This window comes from Bradyrhizobium sp. CCBAU 11434 (genome assembly GCF_028128895.1).
Classification (GTDB): domain Bacteria; phylum Pseudomonadota; class Alphaproteobacteria; order Rhizobiales; family Xanthobacteraceae; genus Bradyrhizobium; species Bradyrhizobium zhengyangense.
Map to the genome: position 1 here is coordinate 18679 of NZ_LBJX01000074.1, position 25000 is coordinate 43678.

The following is a 25000-nucleotide window of genomic DNA, read 5'->3' on the forward strand; positions in this document are numbered from 1 at the left end:
CTGCGGAGATCCTTTCCTTGGTGAAGGCTACGGTTGACATGATGCTGGCCGAGATCGCTGACTATCTCTTAAAGCTCACGGTGAGCGTTTCGCGCCGAGCGTATTCTGACGATTCTTCGATTGCCGCAAAACCACGTTCAAAAATTTGCACGCTAGCGAGCAGAATCGACCGGATGTCGCAGCTGAACGCGACGGCGTGGAAGGCATTCGCCTCAGATCGGCATCACCTGTTGGTGTTCATCGACGAGCCAAGATGGCCCGGCGCTATGGCCATTCGCCGTTCGGCCAGCGCTGTATCGCAACGCTCCGGCATAGCCATTGCAAAACGACGACCTTCGTCGGCGCGCTCAGAGCGACCGGCATGACTGCGACGATGGTCCTCGATGGTCCAATGGACGGCCCGGCGTTCGAGACTTACGCGACGCAAGTTCTCGTGCCAACACTCAGGCCCCCGCGACATCGTGGGATGGAGAATCGCGCGGCACACATGCGCGCCGAGGTCGGCCGCAATGCGGGTGCGCCCAGCTCCGCTACTTGCTGCCTTATTCGCAATTCAATCGAAAATGGCCGTCGCAAAGCTCAAAGCAGCTCTTCGGAAGGCCGCCGCAGCTCGATCGAGGTTTGAACAACGCTATTGCCCTAGCGCTGACCGCCCAAAGGCACTAACTAGAAGATATCCATCCACATAAAGGCCGGGAAATACTTTCTCCGGTTGAGCCCGCGGTGCCCTTGCGGCACCACGTGGTGATCAAATGGGGACTTCCTATAACCAAATCGATCAGAACTATTGCGCCGCAAGCTCTGATGATCGCGTGCAATGGAAGCGAAGTTATGCCCGAGTTCGACTAGCGCTCGACGGAATCCTACCGAAGCCGAGTTCAAGCGGGCGCGGAGATGCCGCCATTTGACCGGAAGGTAATGGCGCCGGCAATTTTGAACGACTGACGGAGGAACCTGGGGCGCCCAATAGATCGTCTCTTCTCTGAACGACCGCCCAGGGTTTGTTGGCGATCATCACGTCGTAGTCGCATCGACAATCAGCGTTGCTACGCAAGCATTCGCGGGCGATGTCGGCATTTTCAGCATCTCGAAGGTCAGCGGCCTGGATGACTTCGTGGGCGTCGGAGACGACCAGCTTGACGCCGGGTACAGGCCGCGGCGGGCGAGCTCGCTACCGCAGGAACGCCGTCCAGAACGGCTTGGCCGGACCGATCTCCATGCCGAGAAACTCGCGCTGGCTGTCGCGCAACAGATCCGCTTCAAAGTCTTCTCTAGGAGCTGCGCAGGTTCATTATGTAATCGGTCATCGATGGTTCTCGGTTGCGTTGGCGTGTCGCACCCCGATCTTATCGGAGAACTGCCGATGAGAACCGCAAAGCCGCCCGCCCGCTACGGCGCTATTGGGGGCGCGCGTCCGGGCGGCTTTACTCCACCTAGCCACGTTACAACGGGGGCGCGACCGCGACTAGGATTGCTCGCGAGCTTGCCCATTCCCGTGTGGGCCTCTTCACGGCCGTCCTGAGCTGGCTATGATTTGCTCAGGCGCGCAGCCCGCTTGAGCAGGTCTGCCGGCTCGATCCCCAATGCTTCAGCAATTTGTCCGAGAACGGTAACGCTTGCTGATACGTCGCCGCGCTCGACCGCGCCGATATAACGGGCACTTAGGCCCGCGCGCTCGGCCAGCTCTTCCTGCGTCATTTGTAGATCGTGGCGTTTCCGACGCAGGTTGACGGCCATGATCTCCTTGAGATCCATGGCGACATGGGAACTGAGGCGGAACGATCGTTCCAGGAATGATCGTTCCTATTCGTATTTAAACGTGCTATCTTTTTTGGGGTGACGCTATGCGCGAACGATCCTCGTCAGGAAATGAATGAATTCAAGGCAAGTCCGACATTTACCGGGCTGGCGAAGGTCTGGATTGCGACCACACATATTGCGCTGCTTGGCGCTCCAAAAGTGAGTATGATATGCACAGACCATTCCTCAATCCAGACGTGGCGGATAATGCGCCCGATGAGCCGGCGCTGACAGCCTATGACGAGCAGCACGTCGTCACTTACATTCGCCTTCTGCAGGCGGAGGGTGAGGGAGCGAACTGGCGCGAAGTGGCTCGAGTGGTCTTGCACATTGACCCAGAGCGGGATCCAGACCGTGCGCGTAGCGCATATCAGAGTCATCTTGCCCGCGCCAAATGGGTGACTGAGGAGGGGCGCCTCCTTCGCGGTGCAAGCTCAAAATAGAAGACTTGATGATTGCCTAGAGACGCTGAATCTCGCTTTTCCGATGCGCGATGACCGAGGCAATGTCACGCACTAGGCGATGCGGAAGCACAGTATCCGACGGCAGATTGTCGCGATCGAGCTGCATGATCGATTCTACTTGGACACGCTAATTCGACGAAGCAAATTCGCTATTTTGCCTTCGATCAGCATTGCAAGCTGTGCCGGCGACAGCATCACCGTGCCGCCGGGGTCGCTCATTCTTGGCCAGATGAAGCTGCCCTGGTCGAGCCGTTTGCTGAAGAGGCAAAGCCCGTTGCCGTCCCCCAGGATCTTCAGCGTGCTTGCTTTCTTACCTCGAAAGGCAAACAGGTGGCCGGAGGATGGATACTTCTTGAGGTGCTCCTGAACCAGCGCGGCGAGGCCATCCAGGCCCTTGCGCATGTCAGTATACCCCAAACCAGATGCACTTTCACGCCGGCCGGCAGGATCATCTGACGCTCTCCTGCTCAATGACGTGGCGCCGGACTGCATTCGGATCGCTGCCGATCGGTATGGAGACGCGACGACCGTCATCCAGTTCGACAGCCGTCATGCCGTCGGGCGGCTGCAACAGATCGTTCAGAACCAGCGTTGCGGATTGCGTTCCGATCGGCAGCGGCCGCGCTTGGAGTTCAGACTTGGCCACAATTGCGAGCTTTCCTCCTCACTAAAGCGACGCTGGCTGGCGCGCTCTCATTCGGCGGTTCAGCGATCGGATATTCTGTCAAGCGCTGCTTGCCCGCTGCGCCCTTAGCAGCGCTGCTTAAACCGCTGCATATTTGTGGGAGGGGGCTCGGATGAACGTGCGTCCGCCAGTCGGTTTCAACCTCATTGGCTTCGATCAGATCGCGCCATCGGCGCAAGCTGCCGTGCGCCCTGGCATAGGCTTGCAGGCCCGTGCCCCTCCAGTTCATCGCCTCGGCATGCATCGCCCAGTACGCCTGAACCGTCTTCGAGCGAATGCCGGTCGACAGCTGAATGCGCCGCTTGCGGTGACGTTGCCGTCGTTCCTCGCGCTGCAATTCCGCCTGTGCTTGCGGGGCTATTGCAACGGCGAGCACGTTCAGCCAACGTCGGAACGTGTTCTCGCTGAGCCGATGTTGGCGGCAATATTTTCGGATCCCGAGACCACGCCTCAACGTGAATCGACCACCACTCACGCCTGGCCTTGTTCTGAAGTGTTTCGGACCCACTGGAGAATCTCCAATGCAGCAGAGAAGCTTAGAGCGCTTCTTTTGCGCGATGCCGAACTGTGCGAGCCAGCGGAACAGCAGGCCGGTGACGATGCCGTGCTTGCGAGCAACGGCAGAGACCTTGGCGCCCGGCAGCTCGGCTTCCCTGGCGATCGCGAGCTTCTCCTCGTCGCTGAAGAAGCGCCGGGCCGGCGCCTTGGGCGCGGCCGGATCGCCGATTTCGGCGGCTGTCAAGCGGCGTTCGGGCTGTGAGTTCCTAGCACTAGTGCTAACGGCGGGACGGGCGGAGGGATGAAGATGTGCGCGCCAGTCGATCGTGACCTCGCCGGCGTCCAGTCGGTCGCGCCATTTGCGCAGCGAATGCGGCGAGAGCTGCATCGCGGCGGCATAGGCGCGGAGCTCCATTCCGCTCCAGTTCAGCGCCTCGACATGCATCGCCCAGAACGCCTGCGAGGCCCGATTGCGTACATCCGAGGTGACCGTCAACCTGCGCTGCTTCTGCTTTCGGAGTCACTTTTCCCGCTGCTCTCGGGCGCGCTCGCGGCGCAATTCCGTCTGATATTTCTCGAGCTTAAGCGCAGCCTCGTTGCCGGCCAACCGCTTCAGCCAACGCCGCAACGTGTTCTCGGTCAGGCGCTGTTGTTGGCAGTATTTGCGGATTCCGAGGCCGCTTCGACGCCACGCTTCGATGTGCCGCGACCACCATTCGCGGCGCGCCCTTGTTCTCGAAATGTTTGCTCCCCCGGAGAATCTCCACAGCAGCAGAGAACCCCAATTGGAACGACAACACACGAGGGGAAAGGTGTGCAGAGACACGGACGGTTACCCGCCCGATTAGGACGGCTCTTCAGATCGGGCTTCGAGAAGACGGTGCACGACGATAGCCGCCGTGTGGCCGAATCCGGAGCCTGGTGCAACGACTTTGGCGGTCGTTGCCACACAGGAGAGCTCCAATGAAGCTTTACGCTGGGTTGGACGTCGGTCTTGAAGAAACCAGTCTTTGCATCGTCGCTGGCGAGGGTCTCACGGTCCGTGAGCTCAAGGTGAGCACCGAGCCAGCGGCGATCCGCTCCGCAGTGGAGGGCTACGCGGATCGCCTCGAGAGAGTGGGAGTCGAGGCGTCATCGCTTGGCATCTGGTTGTATCGCGAACTGCAGCCAGCGGGGCTCCCGATCATTGTTGTCGAAGCGCGCCACATGCGCGTGTCGCTGTCGACAATGCGGAACAAGACCGACCGGAATGATGCGCGTGGCATCGCGCAGATGATGCGGTTGGGCTGGTACCGCGCCGTCCATGTCAAGAACAACATCGACATGCAGAAGATGCGTACGTTGCTGACCAGCCGGAAGCTGCTCAAGCGCGAGCTGATCGACCTCGAAAACCACATTCGGGGTGCGTTGCGGGCCTATGGGTTGCTCGTCGGAGCCGTCGCCCGCCGTGCCTTTGAGCCCGCGTCCGCGGGCTGATTGAGCGCAGCGATCCGATCTTCGTGATGACCATCGAGGGCATGCTCGACGTACGCTGCGCCATCCTTGAGGGATACGATCGGCTCCATCGTGTGCTCCTACAGGCGGTCCAGCATGATGCTGTCTGCCGGCGCTTGATGACGGTTCCAGGCGTCGGTCCCGTTGCGGCCCTGTCGTTCAAAGTCGGCGTTGATGACCCTCATCGCTTTGCCAGATCGCGAACGGTAGGCGCGCATTTTGGCTTGGCGCCGAGGCGCCACCAGTCCGGCACGTCGATCGATTACGAAGGACGCATCAGCAAACAGGGCGACGTCGCCGTTCGCGAGGCGCTTTGCGAGGCGGCCGCAAGCCTGCTGCTGCGGGTCAGGGAATGGTCGGCACTGCGGGCATGGGGCCTGCGGATCGCCAAACGGTCGAGCATGCTGTGCGCGATCACTGCAGTCGCGCGCAAGCTTGCGAGCATTCTGCACCGGATGTGGGTCAGTGAGACCGATTTCCACGTCGGTTTTGGCGCCAAAATCACGCAGCGCCTGCGATTGAAACCTGCACGGTAGCTGCGATGCAGATGACGATGGATTAGCGCTGGGTTTAGCGCCCGGCGTGTTGAGGAGGAACGAGATTAGAGATCCGCGCGCGCGGTGAGCGTCCCCTGGCGGGGCCGCGAAACGGGGAATGTCCGCTATCTCTTGCCTGCTGCCGCCCTTCGGGGACGAGAGCGCCGGACTGCTTGGACAGCCCTGTCTACGAACCTGATGAAGAGCATGCGACGGCCGATGTGCTGAACGCGAAGGAACGCATGGACCCCGCCCGGTGAATGCCGATCGCAAGCGCGGTTGTGGTGGCGTTTGTGCGTTGTTGATGCAGGGAGTCGGTAATGGCTGAAGTGCGAAGAGTCGAAGAAAAGCGTAGGAATGGGTTGACTTTGCCCGCCGATTAAGACTGCAAGATAAAAGGGGCTCGCCGGTCGAACCGCAAGCCATTGGCATGGCTTGGGTTCTGGCGTGCCGGTCGGTCAGGGCGCGTGCCGCGCCCTGCACTTTGGCGAATGCAATCAAAGGTCTTTTCGGCACCGTGCGTGCTTTTGATGCCTGGGAGGCCCTCTCGTGAGCATGCGCGACAGCGATCTGCGTATTCGGCCCGGGCGCATTCGCAGTACCAGCGTGCCGAAGCCGAAGAGCTTCATCAACCAGGTGCTCCGCGCCGCGAAGAAAGCAGGACACACCTCGGGGCAGGCCGCGGCTGGCAGGCGTTCTGCGGCTTATGGGCGCTCGACGTTTGGCCGCAGCCGGATTGCCGCGGCCGTTTGAGCTCGACGCGCGGCGTGTGGTGAAGGTGGGTGTCGTTCGTCACGAGGTTGTTTGTTCCGCTCGGCGCCACTCGCTGCTCATCTATCATATACAGATGGCGCGACCCGGAGTGGCAGGCAGGCCTTGATGTTCGATGTCGATAGCGATCATGCCGATGGCTCGGCGTCCGCGGAAGGCTGCATGGACGGCCATCATCAATTCCGGGTGCATCGTCTTCCCGAGGATGCTGGCGACATGACCGACCTCAGGGCGTTTACGAGCGACCTCGCCAAGCGAAGAAGGATCTCCGATTGGGTTGCCGTCGATCACTGGAACACACAACACTCAAGCGCATCTCCTCGTTCGTGGTGTCGAGAGGAGGCGCCGACCTCGAGATTTCTCGGGACTACATCAGCCGGAGCCCGCTCACACACCGAGCAAATCGGTCGGATTGCCATCGAGCTGGGGCCAAAGCCGGAGCATAACATCCGCAACTCCCTGAAGAGAGGCTACAGCAGAGCGGCGGACGCGGCTTAACCAGGAAATCCGGCTGGCCACCGACCGGCGTATCGATCTTCGCCCAGAAAATCCCGGCAGCTCCGATCCCTAGATCAGGCGCCTGATTTGGCCGCCTTCAACCCCTTGAGAGGATGACGCTTGCTTGCATCTGTCTTGCTCGCGGAATGAATGCTCGCGCTCGGGGCCCACGAGCATGTGCCGTCCGTCGGCGGAAATATTTAGGTCGCCCCTTCGGTCAAACCGGCGATCGCGCCCCACCTTGGTGCTCGCAACTTGTTCCGATCTCAATGTTGATGAGCAGGTGACCGCGAAGGGCCACTTCTCGACCACAGGCTGGTAGAACGCTACGCCATGCCGCTCGCTGCCATGGGCGGATTCGGCCGCGACACCGCGACGCGATGGAAGCCCGTACGGGGTGTCTGGTTCAGGAAGGCCGGCACGATGTCAAACGCCTCCGGAACTGCGTCAGCGCGTTCGGGAGGTCCGGAACCAAGATCCTCTGGGGACAAGTGAATCGTCAATCTGATCGTCTTGCTGCCCATCTGGGGAGCAACCGAGTGGAGGGCTTGGCGGCTCGTCTGGCAACCGGAACTAGGGCGGACTGGGGTTCGAGCTGTTGGGTTTCAAGGTCTACTATCCGCCCGTCTTCTTCTGGTCGTGGTTCGCCTACGATGCCTATGCACGTCAGGCCTTTGTCGAGGGGGCCTTCATCGCGGCGTCGGGGACGTTCATTTCAATCGCGGTGGCGGTCGGCATGGCGGTCTGGTGTGCGCGTGAAGCCAAGAACGTCGAGACCTATGGTTCGGTGCGCCGGCGTCCTATCGACCCGAGGGCTACCTCGACAAGAGGAACCAGTGGGAGAAGACCAGTCATTCCTTCCTGGTCGGTACCATCCTCCATGTCTTCTATGCCGAGGCAGATAAGACCTTGGCCGGCCTCGCAGCTTCCTGTCCGATCCGAAGCGGTCGATCGAGGCAACATTGAAGGCGATGATGATCACGCCGCACCTGGGTGCAGGTTGGGTCGACTGCAGCCACGTGCATTTTTGGCCCAATGTCGATGGCAGCCGCACCAACATTGACCGGCTTCAATTCCGGGCGACCGCCGGTCGTTCTCTTGGACATCACAGTCCTCCGTCAAAATATGGCGGGGGGTCTGGTTATGCCAATCGTCATCTTCCCAATCGGGATCGCCGCCGAAGTGGCGTCACCACTCTCAAGTTCGCATGCGCCCATGGACCACGTTTTTAGCGGGGACTAACCTCCAATAAGCCGACGGCCGCACCCTCCGCAAGGCGAGGATAGCACGGGCAGTTTCTATCGCGCGCAGGCGAGCAACGGCCCGTGATAGTTTTTTAGAATATCGCGCTCCATCCGCAGCCGTTCGTTCTCCGGCGCGGCCGGGCGATCTCCGAAGCCCGGTCCGCCAGCATCGGCGTTCGCCTGCGTGGTGGGGCGCCACGCCGCCGATGCCGGCTCCTGCCGGAGCTTATCCACCTAGCATCGCAGCACCTAGTCGCGCAGACCGAGCTCCTTGGCGATCGACCGATCGATACCGCCAGTTCAACGGCTTGGCGCTTGGTGAACGATCGACGTTGACGTTCTGGCATTCGATACCTGCGGGCTCTCGGAGCCTACTACAGGTGTTCACTCATTCGGAGGAGGTTCACCTCCTTCCCTTAAAAACGCCCGCGGATGTTAGCGCGCGTGTTGTGAATAGAGACCAACGTTAAGCATCCCCTCCACTCCTGGCTTTCTACGCCGATCTACGATTGTCGAAAGTGCTTGTTGCGCCAGCTCAATTGGTGGCCTTAATCGGAGGGTGGTGCGCTTTCGACCTCCTCATTCGACGAGTACGCCGGTTGCAATTGAATCCACTCAATCGGAGTCGATATCACGCTGCGCGCGAATGCTGCATGGCGCTCTCGGCATAACGATTGCGGACTATCTTGAAGATTAATCAATCGTCGAAGCAATTCTCAATCCGGATGGGCCGTTGTGGATCGATTGGCTGTGGGGTCGCCCAATCGACACCGTGAACCTTGCTCGCGGTGGACGGTGGGCACATTGTTCGCCTCGTTGCGCACCACGTCGACGCGGAGGTGGATGACAGATGGCCGGAAAGTAAACGAGCAGGAGGCTCTAGCGATGGGGCGCCGCGAAGCAAACTAAGGGCAACGGCTTTTTCGATCTCTAAAGTTGTCTTATCCACCGATTTTACGAGAGGGTCGCCGATCCCGCGATGGAAGTAGCGTGCATCTTTCACTTTCACTAGGGCGCCGGCATCGTAGACTTGGTCTTTTCTAATCGATCCATGGGAGCCGATGACAAGCGGAACGCAGCCGAAAATTACACCCCATACCCTTCTTCGCCTTGCAGATGCGGTGAAGATCGCATTTCCCTTAGGTGGGATGACGGTCGCGGGTTTGCGTCAAGAAAGTGATAGTAACCGACTGGTCATAGAAAAGATTGCTGGCAAGGAATTTACAACGCTGGCTCATGTTAAACGAATGCGAGAGCTATGCCGCGAAGGAACAAGCAAGCAAGACTTCAGCTCAAGGCCGCTCGTCAAAACAAGAGCGGAAAGATCACTCACAAAGCAACTTGGATCATCAGGGACAACGGCCGGGACGTTAGCACAGGCTGCTCTGCAGATGAGATTGCGGTCGCCGAAGAAAAGCTGAAGAATTACTTGGCATCGAAGCACGCACCGGAGCGACGGGTCCGCCATATAGACGATATCGCAGTTGCGGATCTCCTCTCGATCTATTTGGAGGCGCGGCTAGACAAGCTTCATGAGCGTTTCAACGTGAATACTGCGAACGAAGATGCCGTCGCCGACATTCGCAAGTTCAAGAAGCGAATCGAACGGCTAAACGAGTGGTGGGGAGCAAAAATGCTGGGTGAGCTCAACGGAGAGGCATGTCGGTTGTATGCCAAAATGCGTGGAAACAAAGGAGGCTCGCGCCGAGACCTTGAAGATCTCCGTGCTGCGATTCGTCACCATGCGGCCGAGGGGTATCATCGAGCGATCATTAAAGTCTCGCTGCCAGAGAGAGGTCAACCGCGAGACAAGTGGCTGACCCGCGGCGACGCGGCGAGATTAATTTGGACCTGCTGGCGGTATCGCGAGATGCAGAAGCGCTCGCGCCAATCGACGGACGTTGTAAAAGTCCCAACAAATAAGCGCCCGCTACGTCACCTTGCTCGATTCATTTTGCTTGGCATCTACAGCGGGACTCGAGCGGGAGCCATCGCGGCCGCATCTCCCGTTCCAGCGATTGGACGCTCCTACATCGACTTGGAGCGTGGGCGCTACTACCGCTTAAAACAGGGGAGTATCCCAACCAACAAGCGGCAGCCCACGGTTCCGATACCCTTTCGCTTGCTTGCTCACCTGCGACGCTGGCATCGGATTGACCCGGAGGCGAAGCATTTCGTCGAATACAACGGAAAGGCCATCCGCTCGGTCAAAACAGCCTTCAAGAGTGCCGTAAGACATGCGGGACTTGGTCGCGGCATCTCGCCTCAAACGCTGCGGCATACTGCAGCGACTTGGTTGATGCAAAGAGGTTCGGATCCTTGGCAGGCAGCAGGCTATCTCGGAATGTCGCTTGAGGTGCTGCTCAACACCTACGGCCACCACCATCCTGACTATTTGGCCGATGCAGTCGACAAAATCGCGATGCGGGATCCGCCAAACGGACGAAGAGCGCACGTATCTGGTGTAGTCTCTGGCGCGGCGATTTCGACCAAAGGGCAAGGTCACCCGATAAGTAGCTGATTTCATTGGCCGTGGCAGCAGCTCCTTTAAAATTGATCAATTGAGCGCGGTGGATGGTTCGAGCTTAGCTACACTGCGCTGTTGCGGTCGGGTAAGGTCATCTCATGGTTCTGGCCCTTGCAATTATAGCCCTGGCGTGCAACCCGGGGGATCGGTTGCTCGATCTGTCAGGCAAGCTGCCGCGCGCCATCAAGACCATCGACGTCCTGATCACGATCGAGCCATTTTATGCTCGCTTGTATGTCTACCAGCCGGGTTTTCCCGACAGCTCGCAAAGTTGCTGCCGCAATCAGCTGAGCTCAGTGCTCAAGCTTCCGGTTATCGATGGGCGGTTGTGTATCAAGCAGAGCCAGCCGCAAATGAAGTGGAAGTTGCATATCATCGGCCGGCCTGACGAGGCGGTATGATGCTAATACGTACCGTTGAAAACTATAGTATCCCTCGGCGCAATGGCTTGAATTCGCCTCGGCGAACATCTCGTTCAGCGGGCAGCTTACAGCAACTTATGGTGCGGATTTCGATGTCACCAGCATCACAGGCACGGTGACTTCGGCCACGTTGGGAACGAGCCTTGACGTTTCGCAACGCGGCCCAAGGCTGGCATCGCCAGCAGGTGCGTGCCAAGAAGCTCGGTAAACCGCAATCGCGCTTGGGCGACCGCCTGCCGGCCTAGCCGATCGGCCGATTGATGTCGATCATGTCATGTCCTCCGACAGTTGCCGGCAGCGCTGGATCAGATCAGTCACAGCTTCAACACGATCTGCGGCCAGCGCCGGGACGCGGTGGTCGGCTCTCGTGGTTAGAATTTTGTTAAGCCGAGGTCGGACGGATTGCGAAACGTCAAAATTGAGAGGATCTTGCAACGGCACTTCAGCGGGTTATTGCTAAGGTGGTGACCAACGGAAACCAAGAGGTCTCAGATGCAGTACCCACCAGACCATGCATTACCCCTTGTCCAGCTCAAGGAACGGCGACGCGAGATGGTCGTCGCGTTGCAGAACCGCGTCGGTCGGGTTGGTGATGACGAGCTGAGGCAACTCGCAACAATTCAACAGGCCATCGCTGCAATTGAAGACGTGATCGCGGACCTTGATTGCGAAGTCGACGAGACGTTCTCGGCCGCGGCCGACCGTCAGGTTCATTCGCTGCCGGTATTTGGAGGGCGGACACTCGTTCATTCTCCAGTGTAACCGTCCACCGTTTAACGCTACCAAGTGAGGTTAATCCAACCCAAGCTTGAGGCACTCGTCCGCGGCCGGTATTCATCGCTGCACCCGACGGAGCTGGTCTTTCTCCAAAGCGAACCTCAAGACCACGATTTCAATCGTCCGGTAAGGGCTGCCAGAAATACCGCCTCAAGTCTGGCGGCCCACTCATGATTCTAAAGCTCTCAGACCACGTCACCATCCATCGGTACGAAAGCGTCCGCGATCAGCCGATCGCCGATGCGGCATCAGGTACTATAGGCGAACGGGCATTTCGGGGGTCATTCCGCGGGTACAACGCTCGCGTCTGTCCCTCGCGGTCGCCGCAGCCGGTCGATCAGGAGATAGATCACGGGCGTAGTGTAGAGTGTCAGGATTTGCGAGACGAACAGGCCGCCGATGATGGTGATGCCGAGCGGCCGCCGCAGCTCCGTGCCTGGACCCGTGGCAACGACCAGCGGAATGCCCGCGAATAGCGCCGCCATGGTCGTCATCAGGATCGGGCGGAAGCGCGCCTGGCAGGCCTCGAAGATGGCTTCCGCCGACGACACGCCGCGCTGGCGCTCGGCATCGAGCGCGAAGTCGACCATCATGATGCCGTTCTTCTTGACGATGCCGATCAACAGGATGATGCCGACAAAGGCGATCACCGTCAGCGGCGTGTTGGTGATCTGCAGCGCCAGCAGCGCGCCAAGGCCGGCCGAGGGTAGCGTCGAGATGATCGTGAGCGGATGGGCGAGACTCTCGTAGAGCACCCCGAGCACGATATACATCGCCACCAGCGCGCCCAGAATCAGCAATGGCTGGCGGCCGCTGGTCCTGGCAAAATCGCCGGCATTGCCGTCAAAGCTGCCGCGGATACCCTCGGGCATGTGCAATTCATCGACTGCGCGCTGGATGTTCTGCGTCGCTGCCTGGAGCTCGACATCAGGCAACGTGTTGAACGAAACCGTGGTCGAGGGCACCGACTGCGAATGGTAGACCGCGAGCGCGGCAAGCCCGCGTGTCGCGTGGACCACGGCCGACAGCGGCACCTGCACGTCGCCTGCGCCCGCGACATAGATGCGATCGAGATTGGACGGATCGACCTGGAATTTCGGATCGATCTCCAGCAGGATCATGTACTGGTTGCGCTGGGTGTAGATGATCGAGATCTGCCGCTGCGAGAAGGCGTTGTTCAGGGCATTGTCGATGTCCTGGACGCGGACGCCGAGCATCGAGGCCTTTTGACGGTCGATGGAGAGCGTCAGCTGCAATCCGTTCGGGTCTCGGTCGCTGGAGACGTCGGTGATGCCGTCGACCGTCTCCATTCGCTTGGCCACAATCGGCGCCCATTTCTGCAATAGCCCGAGATCGGCACTGGTGAGCGTGTACTGGTAGTTGGAGTCGCTTTGCCGTCCACCGGCGCGGACGTCCTGGGCGGCGAACATGAACAGGCGGATGCCCGCGACCGGGTAGAGCGCGCGCCGCAGCCGGTCGATTACGATCTCGGTCGAGACGTATCCGCGCTGGTCAGGCGGTTTCAGGTTGATGAACATGATGCCGCGGTTTGCGCCCTGTCCGCCGACACCGCCGCCGCTTCCGACCACCGAGCCGAGGCCGGCCACCGCCGGATCTGCGAGAACGATATCAGCGAGTTGTTGCTGGAGACCCAGCATCGATTGGAAGGAGGTGTCGGCGGAGGCGCGGGTCGCCCCGATGACAAAGCCGGAATCATCTGTCGGGAAATAGCCCTTGGGCACCTTGATGTAGAGCGTGACCGTGAGGGCGATGGTGGCGAAGAACACCAGTAGCGTTAGGATCGGAAATTCCAGAGCCGCGCGCAGTGTGCTCGTATAGAAGAAGGCAATGTGCGACAGCGAGCCTTCGATCATACGATCGAACAGCGTCGCGGACCCTGACGTGGTCTGGCGGATATAATGGGCGCAAATCATCGGCGTGACAGTCAGCGACACCAGGGTCGAGACCACGATCGCGAAGGTCAGCGTCAGCGAGAATTCGCGCAGCAGGCGGCCCACGATTCCGTCCATGAAGATCAGCGGCGTGAACGCGGCGAGCAGCGACAGGCTGATCGAGACCACGGTGAAGCCGATCTGCTTGGCGCCTTCCAGCGCCGCCTGCATCGGCCGCATGCCGTGCTCGAGATTGCGGAACATGTTCTCGATCATGACGATGGCGTCGTCGACGACGAAGCCGACCGAGATCGCGAGCGCCATCAGCGACAGATTGTCGATCGAGTAGCCGGCGACCCACATGCCGGCGCAGGTGCCGGCTAGCGCCAGGGGCACAGAGATGCCGGCCGCGATTGTCGGCGTCAGCCGCCGCAGGAACACGAACACCACGACCATCACCAGCACGGCCGTCGCGAGCAGCGTCCACTGCATGTCCGTCACGCTGGCGCGGATCGTGCCGGTGCGGTCGACCAAAGTGGAGACCTCGACCCCGGCCGGGATCCACTGCTTGAGCTCGGGAAGAAGCGCCTTCACGCCGTCGACCGTGTCGATAACGTTGGCATCGCCTTGTTTCCTGATCTCGATCAGCACCGCGGGCTGCTTGTTGAACCAGGCGACCGAACGTACGTTCTTCACGGAATCTTCAATGTCGGCGACGTCGGAGAGCCGCACGAAATTGCCCTTGGAGCTCTTAATAACGATGTCGCGGAACTCTTTCGCGGCGCGCATCTGCCTGTTGAGCGACAGCGTCTCGCTTTGGCGCTCGCCGTTGAAGATGCCGACGGGGCCGAGCGGATTGGCGTTGATGATGGCGGTGCGCACGTCGTCGGTCGCGATCCCCGCATTCGATAGCGCGACCGGGTTCAGCTGAATCCGCACCGCCGGTTGATCGGCACCACTGACAGTGACATTGCCAACTCCTGGCACTTGCGAGATGCGCTGCAAAAGCACCGTGTCGGCGACGTCATAGAGTGCGGCCGGCGGGAGTGTTTTCGAGGTGAGGGCCAAAACATAGACCGGGGCGCCGGACGTATTGGCCTTGCCAAACCGCGGGAGCGAGGGAAGATCGCCAGGCAGATCAGGCAGCGATGCGTTTATGGCCGCTTGGACGTCTCGGGCAGCGCGATCAAGGCTGCGGCCGATGTCGAACTGCAAGAGGACACTGCTCAGCCCGAGAGTGCTCGTAGAAGTGATCTGATTGACACCGGCGATTTCGCCGAGCCGTCGCTCGAGTGGCGCGGCTACGGTGCTGGCCATAATCGCCGGGGCTGCGCCTGGGCGAAAGGCGTAGACGAAGATGGTGGGAAAATCGACGTTCGGGACCGAGGCAACCGGCAGGAATCGGTACGCCACAATGCCCAAAAGCAACAAGCCTATCGAGAGCAATGTGGTCCCGACTGGCCTGCGGACAAAAGGCTGCGAGATCGAGGACATGGATTTCCTGTTGGTGCTCTAACCGCTTGATCCTGCTAGGCTAACTTCCATGATGAACACGAGTGGATCAAGTAATCTGTCAGCGATATGGCCCGATTTCCCCCTTTGTTTGTGAGCTACCCAAGCGCTTCAAGGGCGAGTTTCCGGTGAGTTAAGCCTGGCAGAGCTATCGTGGGAAATCCGCCGCTAACCGACTGTTACGCCACAAGCTTCTTGAGAGCTACCGGCAAAAGGCGATCGAGGCGGCGCTCCGCGGCATTGATGTGGTGGGCATCACTGAGCCCTTTAAGGAAGCCGCCGAACGTCACACAGCGCAGAACGCACTAAGCTGGCGATTCGATTGCGGCCGCCGAAATCGAGGCACGCCTTCAGCTCATGGTGCGAATCTGCACTCAGTTAGCATGAAGTCTTTCAGCAGACACGCGAGCGATACCTGCTCTTCGAGGCGCTCATCAACTGAGCTTACTTCCATCGGGCGGGCTTATTACGAGAGATCGCGAACCAGTCTTGTCGAAGAGCGCGCCGCCGGGCAGGGCGTCTGCCGCGGCCTGGTTAAAAATGATACCCTGAGCGTCAGCGTCGAGCATCTTACGGTTTGCGCTGCGCCTCACTGCACGTTGCTGAAGACCACCGATTGGATTCGCGCCCCATCGGAACTTGATTCCGCGTCGATCCTCATTACCGTGCCCGAAAAATAATACGGCTGTACCGACTTCACCCCATCATCGTTTGCAAGGGCGTAATGAAGGACCACAGGCTGCTTGGTCAGGGTCTGGCCGACAATGTAGCCGACCAATGCATGTTCAAACGAGTGATATGCATTTTTCCATTCCCATTGTTTTGGTTGCTTCCGCTGAGGCATATCGGTCTTCCCGTCTACGCCGTTCCAAATCTCGCCATGCTGAGTATCGACAAAGTGGCTGAACCAATAGTCGTACGCCCGTGGAAGATAGCGCGCGTATGTCGGATCGGTTAGGGCCATGGTGCCGGCCAGCTGATCGAGTTCTGCGTAGATCCACCAGGGCTTATCCAAATCTAAATTGCCGCCGGCGAGCAGCCCACCAGCCCAGCAGCCACAGTCTTCAAGGTAGGCTCGTCCAAGCAATGCCCGCGCGTTGTCTTCAGCGAATTGAACTAAGTCCTGATGTCCGGTCAGCAGGCCCGTGAATCGGATCATCCAAAGAGCCTTTGCGTTGTGGCCGAAATCTGTTGGCGTCTTGGTCAAATCAATATCAGAAGGTTTGTTGGCCGCTCTGAAAAAGAGTTTGTCGGCCGGCGAGTAGAACTGGTCGATCATAACCTTGGCGAGTCGGACCAGAGTGTCCTTCCAATCGCTCCGAGTTGGCTCCTGCAGCAAAGGAGCGATGAGGACCAAATAGGTGTTCATCTGATCGAGCTGGGAGACCAGTTGCTTATCCTCGCGTGTTGCGCCGGCTCGGAAAGTCAGCTGCGATTGCAGCGCGCCTCCTGCTACAGAATACCTTTCGAAGATGTAGTTCTTCACTGAAAGGAGGTCGTGCAGGATGTCTGGGTCGCGTGTTAAGTAATAATAGAACGCCATGCCGAGCAGACCATAGGCCAGCTGTTGGGGCGTGCGCAGTCCGGGCGCAGGACCCCACGAGCCCTGCGCAAGATATTGCGTCGTCGCTATCCCGCCATTTGATCGGTCGATGGCGTTGAAGCGGATGAAATCGATGCCCGCTTTCATCATGTCTAGATACTTACGCTCACCAGTCAGGTGGAACGCCACGCCATATCCGAACGATTGCCGAGAAAGCGCCACGGTGTAGCGTTCATTGAGCGTCCGTCGTGGTCCAATTTCCGGGCAGGGTGCTCTCTCGCTATAGAGCGTTCCATCATCACATCTTATCGAAGGAAAGGCACCGACCGGGTTGCCCAGTGCGGCTTCCGAGCTCCAAAATGGGATTAAGTCGTTCGCTAGATGATCCAGCCAAGGCTTTCCGGGGGGAGCGGTTTGTTGCGCGCCGGCTGGAAACCCGACGACGACGAGCGCGAGAAGCATAAGCCGCAGGCTCGAACGCTTCATAGAGAGTGTTCCTCTGTTTGAAAGAAGATCTAGACGGGAAACGACTTTGACATTCCCTTTTGGTGCAGATGATCGCAGCGCTCGTTGGCAGGCCGCCACCGCTGTTCAGGTCAACGGACAATGGTACAATTATTGTAATTACGGCAACCTCAGCAACATCAACAGCCCACGAAATCTCTACTCATCGTCTATCCGCCGATAGGGTGGACGAGCAATTCCGCCTCCGCGTGATCCTTATTATCTCCAGCTGGCGCACTTTGCGGCTCTCCCGCGCTTTCTCGAGCACGGTCTTCGGCACGTACCTCTCTTCGCATTGGCCCGTCAGCTGCGATTTCTCGTTTTGATCTTAACCGTTAACCGGGCCTCTAATCGGCTCGCTAACCCGAAAGGTTCTTCCGACGCAGCAAGATGACGTCGCTAGGGAGCTGCTTCAGAAAGGATAGGTATTTCGGTGCCATTGTCGGGTATGATTCTGTCGCGCAAAGAGGCGACCGGTGTGTCACCTCGCAGACGCGGGGACCTGAGGCCGTGCGGCAAGTGAACCCGCGCAAAGCTTTAAGCCTAAGCGCAGATAGCTGATTTTGTTGGCTACCTTGGTAAACGCCAGGGCGTGACGCGTCTTCGACTACTGGTAAGACGCCCGTGGCCGGCCATTTGGATGATTTGCCAATCACTTGGCTATCCGCGAGCCTCGGCGGATACAAGCCGGGCGCTTGCGAACTATACGCCAGCACGTCGCGAAACACCCTATGGACATTAATTGGATAATTGGTATTCTAGTTAATATTTGGTTTATTTTTGAGGCGTGCGACGGTGAGTTTTGCGTTGTCCCTTCTCAAAATCCTAGATGGCCAATCTAACGGCCGTGCCGATGCAGCGTCGGTGAAGCATGGCGGCGTCAGAGACCGGCAGCCCGGAATCGACCACCGTGGCGGACGGGCGCCCGACTTGGACATCTTCAGCCATCAAAAGCTCATCGTTCGGGAAACCGGCAGGTGGCGCGTCACCGAAGCAGTCAGAAATTTCGTAGCGACCCTGGAAGCTGCAGCTGCGATGGCCCGTGAGGATCAGACGCCGGAGGACTCGGTCGAGCACGTAATTGCCAGCGAAGGTCGGTTGCCTCCGACGATCCGGGGCCGGAGCAGTATTCGTGGACGAGTAGCGAGAGCGAAGCGAAGAATCTGGAGCGCATCTGCGCTCGTCAGCATGAAGCGTGGGAGGGGAATATGTTAGACGCCTTCCTTTGGTACACCGGCCTCCTTGTCTGGGGCGTAATCGCGGCCGCCGGCGCTACAGCTGTTTTTTGCATTGCGCTGCTCGAGCGGCTCGTGAGGTATCGCGCCATTCAGACGTCCAAACAGCCCACAAGCACTTTAGGGGAGGCTTGCAAGGGTCGAGCGCACACCTCGCCAGCGTGACGGCGGGGGCACGTAGTGGGCGGCCGGCGCTGATAAGATTGGAACCTGCGGACATTGGCGAGCAGGCTGGCACCTCGAGCTTAGTGTCCGCGAAGCGTCATAGAGCGAGGCGCGCACAGCCGGTGATGTCTGTCGCACGCATGGGAGCTCAAGCCACGTTCTACGCTGAGCAACCCCATATCGGCAGAATACGCTAATCCCGGCGATTCTGGGCAAAAACCGGGCGGGAGCTGCGTCCGCCCGTTGCTGCACGGAGCTCGTGCGCTCTACTGTGACCAGGACAAACGCACAAAGTGGCTGGAAAGAGCTCAATCTGCCCGCTTCTCGATCTGCAGCGCGGTTTAGACCCCGTGCGGAGCCAAAATTTCCTGATTAACACTACCTAATGAATTGCAAATTTCTATCTATCGCAGCGTCGTCATAGCGCTAATGTAGTAACATTTGTTAATCAAGTTCGAGCCAGGCAAATGGCTAATATTAGCGAGCGCGCCGTTTTCGTTCAGAGCCCAGCGATCGATAGGGCCCATATTCTCCGTTCTACCCTTCTTGCTTTGCGCCCCCACCAATGGGTCAAGAATGTGCTTCTGTTTGTGCCCGCCCTCAGCGCTCATCAATTCGGCGCAAACATCTTATGGACCTTGGTGCTCAGTTTGGTCTCTTTCAGCCTGGCGGCATCGGCAGGTTATCTTGTCAACGACTTGATCGACCTCCCTCACGATCGCAATCATCCCGAGAAGAGTTTGCGCCCTCTCGCTGCGGGTCAGATATCTGCAGCTTTGGCCGTGGGAATGTGCGTTGTACTGCTTGTCGTGTCCGCGGCAATCGCGCTGAAGCTGAATATCATATTCGCGTCGTCGCTCGCAGTTTACATCGTGCTGTCACTTTCTTATTCGCTTTATCTCAAACGCAAGCTGATGATAGACGTGGTGGCGCTTGCTGCGCTCTACGGTATTCGTGTGATCGCGGGCGGAATTGTAACGGGCGCTGTACCTTCGGATTGGCTTGTTGGTTTCTGTTTTTTCGTTTTCCTCAGCCTCGCTCTCGTTAAGCGAACGACGGAACTGATGGCGCAGCCTCAAACTCACCTGGGCAAAGTCGCTGGTCGCGGGTATCGACGCGCGGATGTTTCGATTATTGCGGCGATGATGGTGGCATCCGGATTCATCGCCATTCTCGTACTCGCGTTGTATATCAACTCGTCCGATGTGAGAGTGCTCTATCATCGGCCGGTTTTCTTGTGGCCGATTTGTGCGATCCTGACCTACTGGCTAGGACGTCTCTACGTCCTCACCGAGCGCGGCGAGATGCGGCAGGATCCGGTTCTCTTCGCGGCCAGGGATCGTATCAGCCTCACTGCCGGCGGATTGATCTCGATGCTGTTTTTTGCGGCAATGTGACGACGCGGCTGATCAAATGCAGGTGGAAGCTGATAGGCAGGTAAGACGAATCGCGGGCTGGGAGTGGTGTCCTTCCGTTGAGAGAGGCATACCACTGGCATTTTGGCTGCCAGCCGGAGCTATCGTTTTGTGGGCTATCTTGACCAGGCTGGTCCTTGATGGCGCGACGTATTTTGACGCGGAGGATGCCCTTTTCTACTCGGTGAACATCCGACTGCACCGCTATGCTCTCTACGATGCTGCAGGCAGCGGGTGGCAATTGCTCTGCACTGCCATCGACGCTTGGCTGCCGCGCACGGCGGATGCTGCCGTCGCGGGCAAGCTCGTGGCGCGCGCGAGCGGCACGGCACTGCTTCCTCTGATGTATTTCACTTTGATCCGGCTTGGCGTGCGTGGATCTCTTGCAGTGGTCGTCACGCTCTTCTTTTCAGGGGCCTTCGCGCCCTGGTGGTATAGCCTACAGCCCGACAAATATGTTCCGCAGCTGCTCCTCATTGCGTTAGCGCTGGGATTGGTCATGACGAGGGAGCGCCCGCCGACACCGACCTTTCTCATAGGCCTTGGCTTGCTATATTTTCTCGCCGTGATCTGCCACACCGATTCCGGGCTGATCTGCTTCTCCATCTTTCCGTTGCTGTACCGCACGCTGCGGGAGCGGGGCTTCTGGGCCGCGCTCGGCCAAGGAGTGCTTTGTGCGTCGGTTATGTTTGCGGTACTCGCGGTCTACTTTTCGGTGCTTCTTTTCGTTGTTGTTCGACCGTCCTCGGTCGCCCAAGCAATCGTCTGGTTGCAATCTTATCTAAGTGCCCCCGGCGAGGAGCGGAACTGGGGACACTGGAATCCCTCGGCTCCGCTGCTGGCTTTGACCGGAATTGGTCGCGCCGTATTCTCGACTGAGTTCTTGTTTGCTTTCCCCGGATTCGCGACGCGCATGCATGCTTGGTTTCCCGCGAAGATCCTCGTGGACGACGAGTGGTTCGCGTCCCATCTGCCGGCGTGGCTCATGAATGTCGGCTTGGTTCTGTTTCCGGCGGCCATTCTCGCGGTCGTGGCGGTTCTCCTCGCAGGTCTGTGTGCGTTCGGTGATCTCCTCCGCCGTCCCAACCCACGGATTGTTCACGCCGTTGCGAGCGCGCTATGTTATCTGGTTCCCGCATTTATTTTCTTTTGCTGGTGGGAGCCGACCAACAACGAATTCTGGATCGCGCCCTGGTATGGGTTGGCGCTCGTGATCGGGCTTCTTTTGAGTGGCGCTGCGTGGGAGCGTTCATTTGTCCTCTTCGTCGGGACGTGCGCTGGGATCTTGATCCTATTCAATGGCCTTCTTGGAGTGTGGCCGCGGCTTAATCCGGCCAATGACTACTGGCTGGTCAGACAGTCCGCTCTCGTGCGCATGCTCCAGCCAGAAGATCTCGTCATCGAGAACGGCTTTTTGGCCAGTGACTATCTCGAGTTTCTCGGAGCGCCGCGCGTGTTTAGGGTCGATTTTTTTGCGGAAAAGAACAACGGAATTGGAAAGCAATTGGATCTCGAGTTGAAGCAGCGACCCGTGGCGGGATCGATCTACGTGACTGATCTCGTCACCGACGCGGCGGCTCAGTATGAAATGGAGGCGTCGGACGTCCACCTGCGGAACGTAGCCGCATTCTTCGCCGATCTGCCCGCTCCAGCACAGTGGCTGTCGGCGGGGGGGCATAAAGTTGCTCAATATAAGGGGGCAAATCTGCTCTGGCGCAGTAATCCTTGAAAAGCGTCTTACCGGAAGGAGGCGATGCGGCGGAAGCTACGTTCCTCCCTTACTTCCGATTGGTGTGGTCGCCAAGCTGAACGCGCATGAACGACGAAAATGTTTCCTGTCCTGGTAAGCCTTGCTCTGCTGTTTGGGTTTTCACGCGACTACCATGTGACGATACTCATTCTGCTCGTCTGCTCCTGCCGGCATTCTGAGGCACATCTCCCGGTACAACCTCGGATCTTCGGTGCGCCCAACAATACATTACAACTTCGTGCATTGATTGAGTTGATCGCCGCCACCAAAGGAAAGCTTGGCTCCTCATCGTCCGGGTGTAGCTTTCTGGTATGAGCAGCGAAAGCTGCATGTAGAACTGAGGTCGACGGCCTCGGCGCCGACCAAGGCAAGTTTCGCGGGAGGCGCGTAGAAGTGCGGCCCGATCAGTTCGCACGGCGGTTAAGAGCGAGATGCTTTCGGGACATTGAGGTTAACCTGACGTTGCCATCTCCTGTTTGATCAGCCCGGCGTAGTTACCCGAAGTTGACCTTTCCGCCGGCGAGTTCCACGCGTCAACCCTTTGGTCATCTGTACCCCGACAGGATTGCAGTAGCCACGCGTCGAGAGTCAGGGGCCCGTCAGCATAGAGAAGTTCAAGGGCAGGTCCGACCTGACCTAGGATCGACCGGACGAGCGTCGGTATCGAGGGGGGCGATCGCTGGTGTTGAGCGGAGGCCTTGTACGGAACGTGAACTTCTGAACTTGTGACTTAAACATTGGTGACAGCTAAGTTAAACTTTCTATTGAGGATCGATACATGAAGCCCGTAATGAACCGCAGAACATTCCTGCAAGGTAGCAGCGTTGCAGCTTTGTGTTCCTTGGTGCCGCATGAGGTATACGGGGCTCAAAAGGGCCTACCGCAAGGCGCCACACTTCAAAGCAGCACGACTAGTTCATCGTCGACATATTCGGCAGCGCCTAGTTTCAACGGCGGACGGACTCAAGTCAATTTGAACTTCCTACAGACGGGCGGCGATTACCCGTTCATCAACTGCATGAAGACGGCCCAGAGCTGGACGTTGATGGACAACAGCGGGTCGCCAGAACCCACCAGTTTGGACGCAAACGGATATCCCATCTCAATCACCAGAGGGGGCGTATACACGGTCTTTTTCGTTCCGTCGCAGGCCTCGCGTCCTGGCAACTATGTCATCACCTGGAACGGGAATGGCACAATCTTTTGCGGAATGAGCAACACGGCGGTGAGCGGAAGCAAAACTAGCACGAGCGGTAGCGGCCGATACGTGTTTTCGACACGCGACAGCAGGTTCGTGATTGGGATTTCGGCGATCGGGAGCACGCCCATCACAAACCTTCAAGTCTTCCATGCCAATGACGAAATGGCTCTCAATTCAGGCCAGGTGTTCTCGGCAAAATTTAAGCAACGTCTTTTGGAAGCAAAGTTCGGTGTTGTCAGATTCCTGAACTGGCAGGTTGGAAATACGACAAACGTCACGACTTGGGCGACGAGGAAGCCGATTTCTTACGTATTCTACTCTGGATCTGAATTCCGCGCTTCAATCTATGCGGGTCTGACCTCCAACGTCGGTAGCGCCTATTCGGCCCAACTTGCAGGGTTCAGGCTGGCCGACAAAGCAACCGTTATGGTTAAGTTCAACGTGAGTAACAGTGGCCTCAGCACGCTGAATGTGAGCGGGACGGGCGACATCCGGATACTCAACGAATATTCGAATCCGCTTTCTTCTGGATCCAATTCTTATGCAGTGGGCGGTACCTGGCAGAGTTTTGCGACCCTGGTCTATGATGCAACCTTAAATGCCTGGATCAAACAGGGTGGGGATGTTGCGCGGGGTAGCTTAGGAATTAGCAATGGTTGTCCCCCGGAACTCATGGTGCGGCTCTGCGCGGAAATCGGAGCTCACCCGTATTTTGTAACGCCGCCGCTCGCGATCGATCCCGCAACGGATTACATGCCGAGCCTCGCTGCATACTGTCGTGATAACGGCCCTTCGTGGATGGTTCCGCGGTTCGAGGGACCAAATGAGCTTTGGAATACTGCTAGTGGCTTCTATCAGACGGGCTACGCCAATGCGAAGGCGACGGCCTACGGCTGGGGAGCCGACTGCCACAACTGGTATGGCAAGGCCATGTCGGTGTTGGGGCAGGCAATAAGTACCGTATACAATGGCGATCGGACTAAGTATCAAGTTCTCTGCGGTGTTCAAACGGCAACCGGAACCAGTGCATCAGGAACCGGAGCCAGTGATGCCCGTCTCGCTTCACCCAAATATTTGGCTCAGTCCAGCGCTCCACAATCGCCCTACACGAAGACCCCAGCCTCGAGGTGGGTCACGCACGTGTGTTGCGCTCAGTATTTCACGCCATCAGAGTATGGTACCGCTCAGGAGACTACAGACGCGACAGCTTACGTAGCAGCGGCTGGTAACCCCGACCTCCAACTGCAGATTGCGACGGCTTACGCAAACACTGCAAACAGTGGAACGGGGGCATTTACCTTGTATAAGGCCGCCTCCTACTATGCCAATTGGAAAGCTTGGGCCAAGAAATTTGGCGTCCAGAAAATGTGCGGTTACGAGGGAGGGTATTCACCCGATTATACCGGTGGAGGAAGGACGGCGGTTGACATATTGCGTGCCGCATCCAAGCAGGTTGCATCTGTTAACGGATTTACGACTCAAAATTACAACAACTTCGTTGGGTTGACAGATGCGACCTTTGTTGCCGAATTCCCATCGTGTTTTCAGCTGTCCGGGTCTGCTCCGTCCAACAATGCTTGGTCCGTACTTGAAGATGTCTACCAAACTACAATTCCTCCGCAGTGGGCGGCTATAGTGTCGTTCAACCATTAGCTGACCTCTTACAAGTCATTGAGTCCTCCAGAAGAAGTTAGGGCTTGCCTCGAAAAAGCACGGACAGATGAAGTGGGCAGGTTCACGGAAGAGCAGATTATCGCGGCGTTGAAGGAGCGTGAGGCCGGGGCGAAGACGAGTGACTCGGCTCTCGAGCATTCTGAAGCGGCGATCTACAAGTGGAAGAGCTAGTTCGGGGCGCGGACATTTCCTCTACGAAGCGGCTGAGAGGTAGAGGAAGAGAACGCGAAGCTGCCGAGCAGATGCTCGACGCGGCCGCGCTTCGCGAACTGCTTAAAAAAATGGTAGGCTCCGCTGCCAGCTGCCAAACACGCCTCGGTCGCAATGCGGGCCGTCATGAGCCTGCCGATGTGAGCGTCATGCGTAAGCGCTGAGCCGTCACCCTATTGATGC

18 protein-coding genes and 2 pseudogenes are annotated in these 25000 nt (G+C 58.4%); 12 read left to right on the forward strand and 8 right to left on the reverse strand.

What is annotated here, in order from left to right:
* Positions 1-17 precede the first annotated feature (17 nt).
* Positions 18-365 (forward strand): hypothetical protein, encoded by a 348-nt coding sequence (locus XI06_RS43825; protein ID WP_442869448.1) that lies wholly within the window; start codon positions 18-20, stop codon positions 363-365.
* A gap of 1162 nt (positions 366-1527) precedes the next feature.
* On the opposite strand, the gene XI06_RS15885 is transcribed toward XI06_RS43825, so the two are convergent.
* A complete protein-coding gene (locus XI06_RS15885) occupies positions 1528-1755 on the reverse strand; it encodes a helix-turn-helix domain-containing protein (protein ID WP_271605829.1) in 228 nt (75 codons plus the stop codon).
* A 215-nt stretch (positions 1756-1970) separates the two neighbouring features.
* Between XI06_RS15885 and XI06_RS15890 the strand changes: the two genes are divergently transcribed.
* Complete coding sequence (locus tag XI06_RS15890) at positions 1971-2243, forward strand: DUF2285 domain-containing protein (RefSeq protein WP_271605830.1); 273 nt, start codon at positions 1971-1973, stop codon at positions 2241-2243.
* A 135-nt stretch (positions 2244-2378) separates the two neighbouring features.
* Here the strand turns inward: XI06_RS15890 and tnpB are convergent, their stop codons facing one another.
* From tnpB to tnpA, 4 genes are read right to left on the reverse strand one after another with little or no spacing between them, the layout of a single operon-like run.
* A complete protein-coding gene (gene tnpB, locus XI06_RS15895; protein WP_442869449.1) occupies positions 2379-2666 on the reverse strand; it encodes an IS66 family insertion sequence element accessory protein TnpB in 288 nt (95 codons plus the stop codon).
* A 46-nt stretch (positions 2667-2712) separates the two neighbouring features.
* A complete protein-coding gene (locus XI06_RS15900; protein WP_271605831.1) occupies positions 2713-2910 on the reverse strand; it encodes a hypothetical protein in 198 nt (65 codons plus the stop codon).
* The gene (locus XI06_RS43830; protein ID WP_442869450.1) at positions 2897-3943 is read right to left on the reverse strand and encodes a transposase; all 1047 of its coding nucleotides are present in this window, start codon (positions 3941-3943) and stop codon (positions 2897-2899) included. Before XI06_RS43830 ends, XI06_RS15900 begins: the two co-directional genes overlap by 14 nt.
* A gap of 24 nt (positions 3944-3967) precedes the next feature.
* Positions 3968-4273, reverse strand: coding sequence for an IS66 family insertion sequence element accessory protein TnpA (gene tnpA, locus XI06_RS15910; RefSeq protein WP_271605832.1), 306 nt, complete (start codon positions 4271-4273; stop codon positions 3968-3970).
* Between the two features lie 137 nt (positions 4274-4410).
* On the opposite strand from tnpA, the pseudogene XI06_RS15915 reads away from it, so the two are divergent.
* Together XI06_RS15915 and XI06_RS15920 are read left to right on the forward strand one after the other, a co-directional pair.
* Positions 4411-5477, forward strand: a pseudogene (locus XI06_RS15915) (IS110 family transposase).
* 549 nt (positions 5478-6026) lie between these two features.
* Entirely contained in the window at positions 6027-6230 is a 204-nt protein-coding gene (locus XI06_RS15920) for a hypothetical protein (protein ID WP_271605833.1), read from the forward strand.
* An 84-nt stretch (positions 6231-6314) separates the two neighbouring features.
* Here the strand turns inward: XI06_RS15920 and XI06_RS15925 are convergent, their stop codons facing one another.
* Complete coding sequence (locus XI06_RS15925) at positions 6315-6539, reverse strand: hypothetical protein (RefSeq protein WP_271605834.1); 225 nt, start codon at positions 6537-6539, stop codon at positions 6315-6317.
* Between the two features lie 683 nt (positions 6540-7222).
* On the opposite strand from XI06_RS15925, the pseudogene XI06_RS15930 reads away from it, so the two are divergent.
* From XI06_RS15930 to XI06_RS15945, 4 genes and pseudogenes are all read left to right on the forward strand, one after another.
* Positions 7223-7741 (forward strand): annotated as a pseudogene (locus tag XI06_RS15930) (hypothetical protein); the annotation flags it as partial.
* 1507 nt (positions 7742-9248) lie between these two features.
* The gene (locus tag XI06_RS15935; RefSeq protein WP_271605835.1) at positions 9249-10511 is read left to right on the forward strand and encodes a tyrosine-type recombinase/integrase; all 1263 of its coding nucleotides are present in this window, start codon (positions 9249-9251) and stop codon (positions 10509-10511) included.
* Between the two features lie 104 nt (positions 10512-10615).
* Complete coding sequence (locus XI06_RS15940; protein WP_271605836.1) at positions 10616-10918, forward strand: hypothetical protein; 303 nt, start codon at positions 10616-10618, stop codon at positions 10916-10918.
* Positions 10919-11431: 513 nt separating this feature from the next.
* The gene (locus XI06_RS15945; RefSeq protein WP_271605837.1) at positions 11432-11701 is read left to right on the forward strand and encodes a hypothetical protein; all 270 of its coding nucleotides are present in this window, start codon (positions 11432-11434) and stop codon (positions 11699-11701) included.
* Positions 11702-11997: 296 nt separating this feature from the next.
* On the opposite strand, the gene XI06_RS15950 is transcribed toward XI06_RS15945, so the two are convergent.
* On the reverse strand, positions 11998-15102 hold the full coding sequence (locus XI06_RS15950) for an efflux RND transporter permease subunit (RefSeq protein WP_271605838.1): 3105 nt from the start codon (positions 15100-15102) through the stop codon (positions 11998-12000).
* A 607-nt stretch (positions 15103-15709) separates the two neighbouring features.
* Positions 15710-17149: a hypothetical protein gene (locus XI06_RS15955; protein WP_271605839.1), complete on the reverse strand. Its 1440-nt coding sequence runs from the start codon at positions 17147-17149 to the stop codon at positions 15710-15712.
* Positions 17150-18956: 1807 nt separating this feature from the next.
* On the opposite strand from XI06_RS15955, the gene XI06_RS15960 reads away from it, so the two are divergent.
* The 4 genes from XI06_RS15960 to XI06_RS43835 all read left to right on the forward strand — a co-directional run bounded on the left by XI06_RS15960 (position 18957) and on the right by XI06_RS43835 (position 24778).
* Complete coding sequence (locus XI06_RS15960) at positions 18957-19964, forward strand: UbiA family prenyltransferase (RefSeq protein WP_271605842.1); 1008 nt, start codon at positions 18957-18959, stop codon at positions 19962-19964.
* Between the two features lie 139 nt (positions 19965-20103).
* Positions 20104-21711: a hypothetical protein gene (locus XI06_RS15965; RefSeq protein ID WP_271605840.1), complete on the forward strand. Its 1608-nt coding sequence runs from the start codon at positions 20104-20106 to the stop codon at positions 21709-21711.
* 799 nt (positions 21712-22510) lie between these two features.
* The gene (locus XI06_RS15970) at positions 22511-24586 is read left to right on the forward strand and encodes a hypothetical protein (RefSeq protein WP_271605841.1); all 2076 of its coding nucleotides are present in this window, start codon (positions 22511-22513) and stop codon (positions 24584-24586) included.
* 72 nt (positions 24587-24658) lie between these two features.
* Complete coding sequence (locus XI06_RS43835; RefSeq protein WP_442869451.1) at positions 24659-24778, forward strand: transposase; 120 nt, start codon at positions 24659-24661, stop codon at positions 24776-24778.
* The last annotated feature ends 222 nt before the right edge of the window (positions 24779-25000 follow it).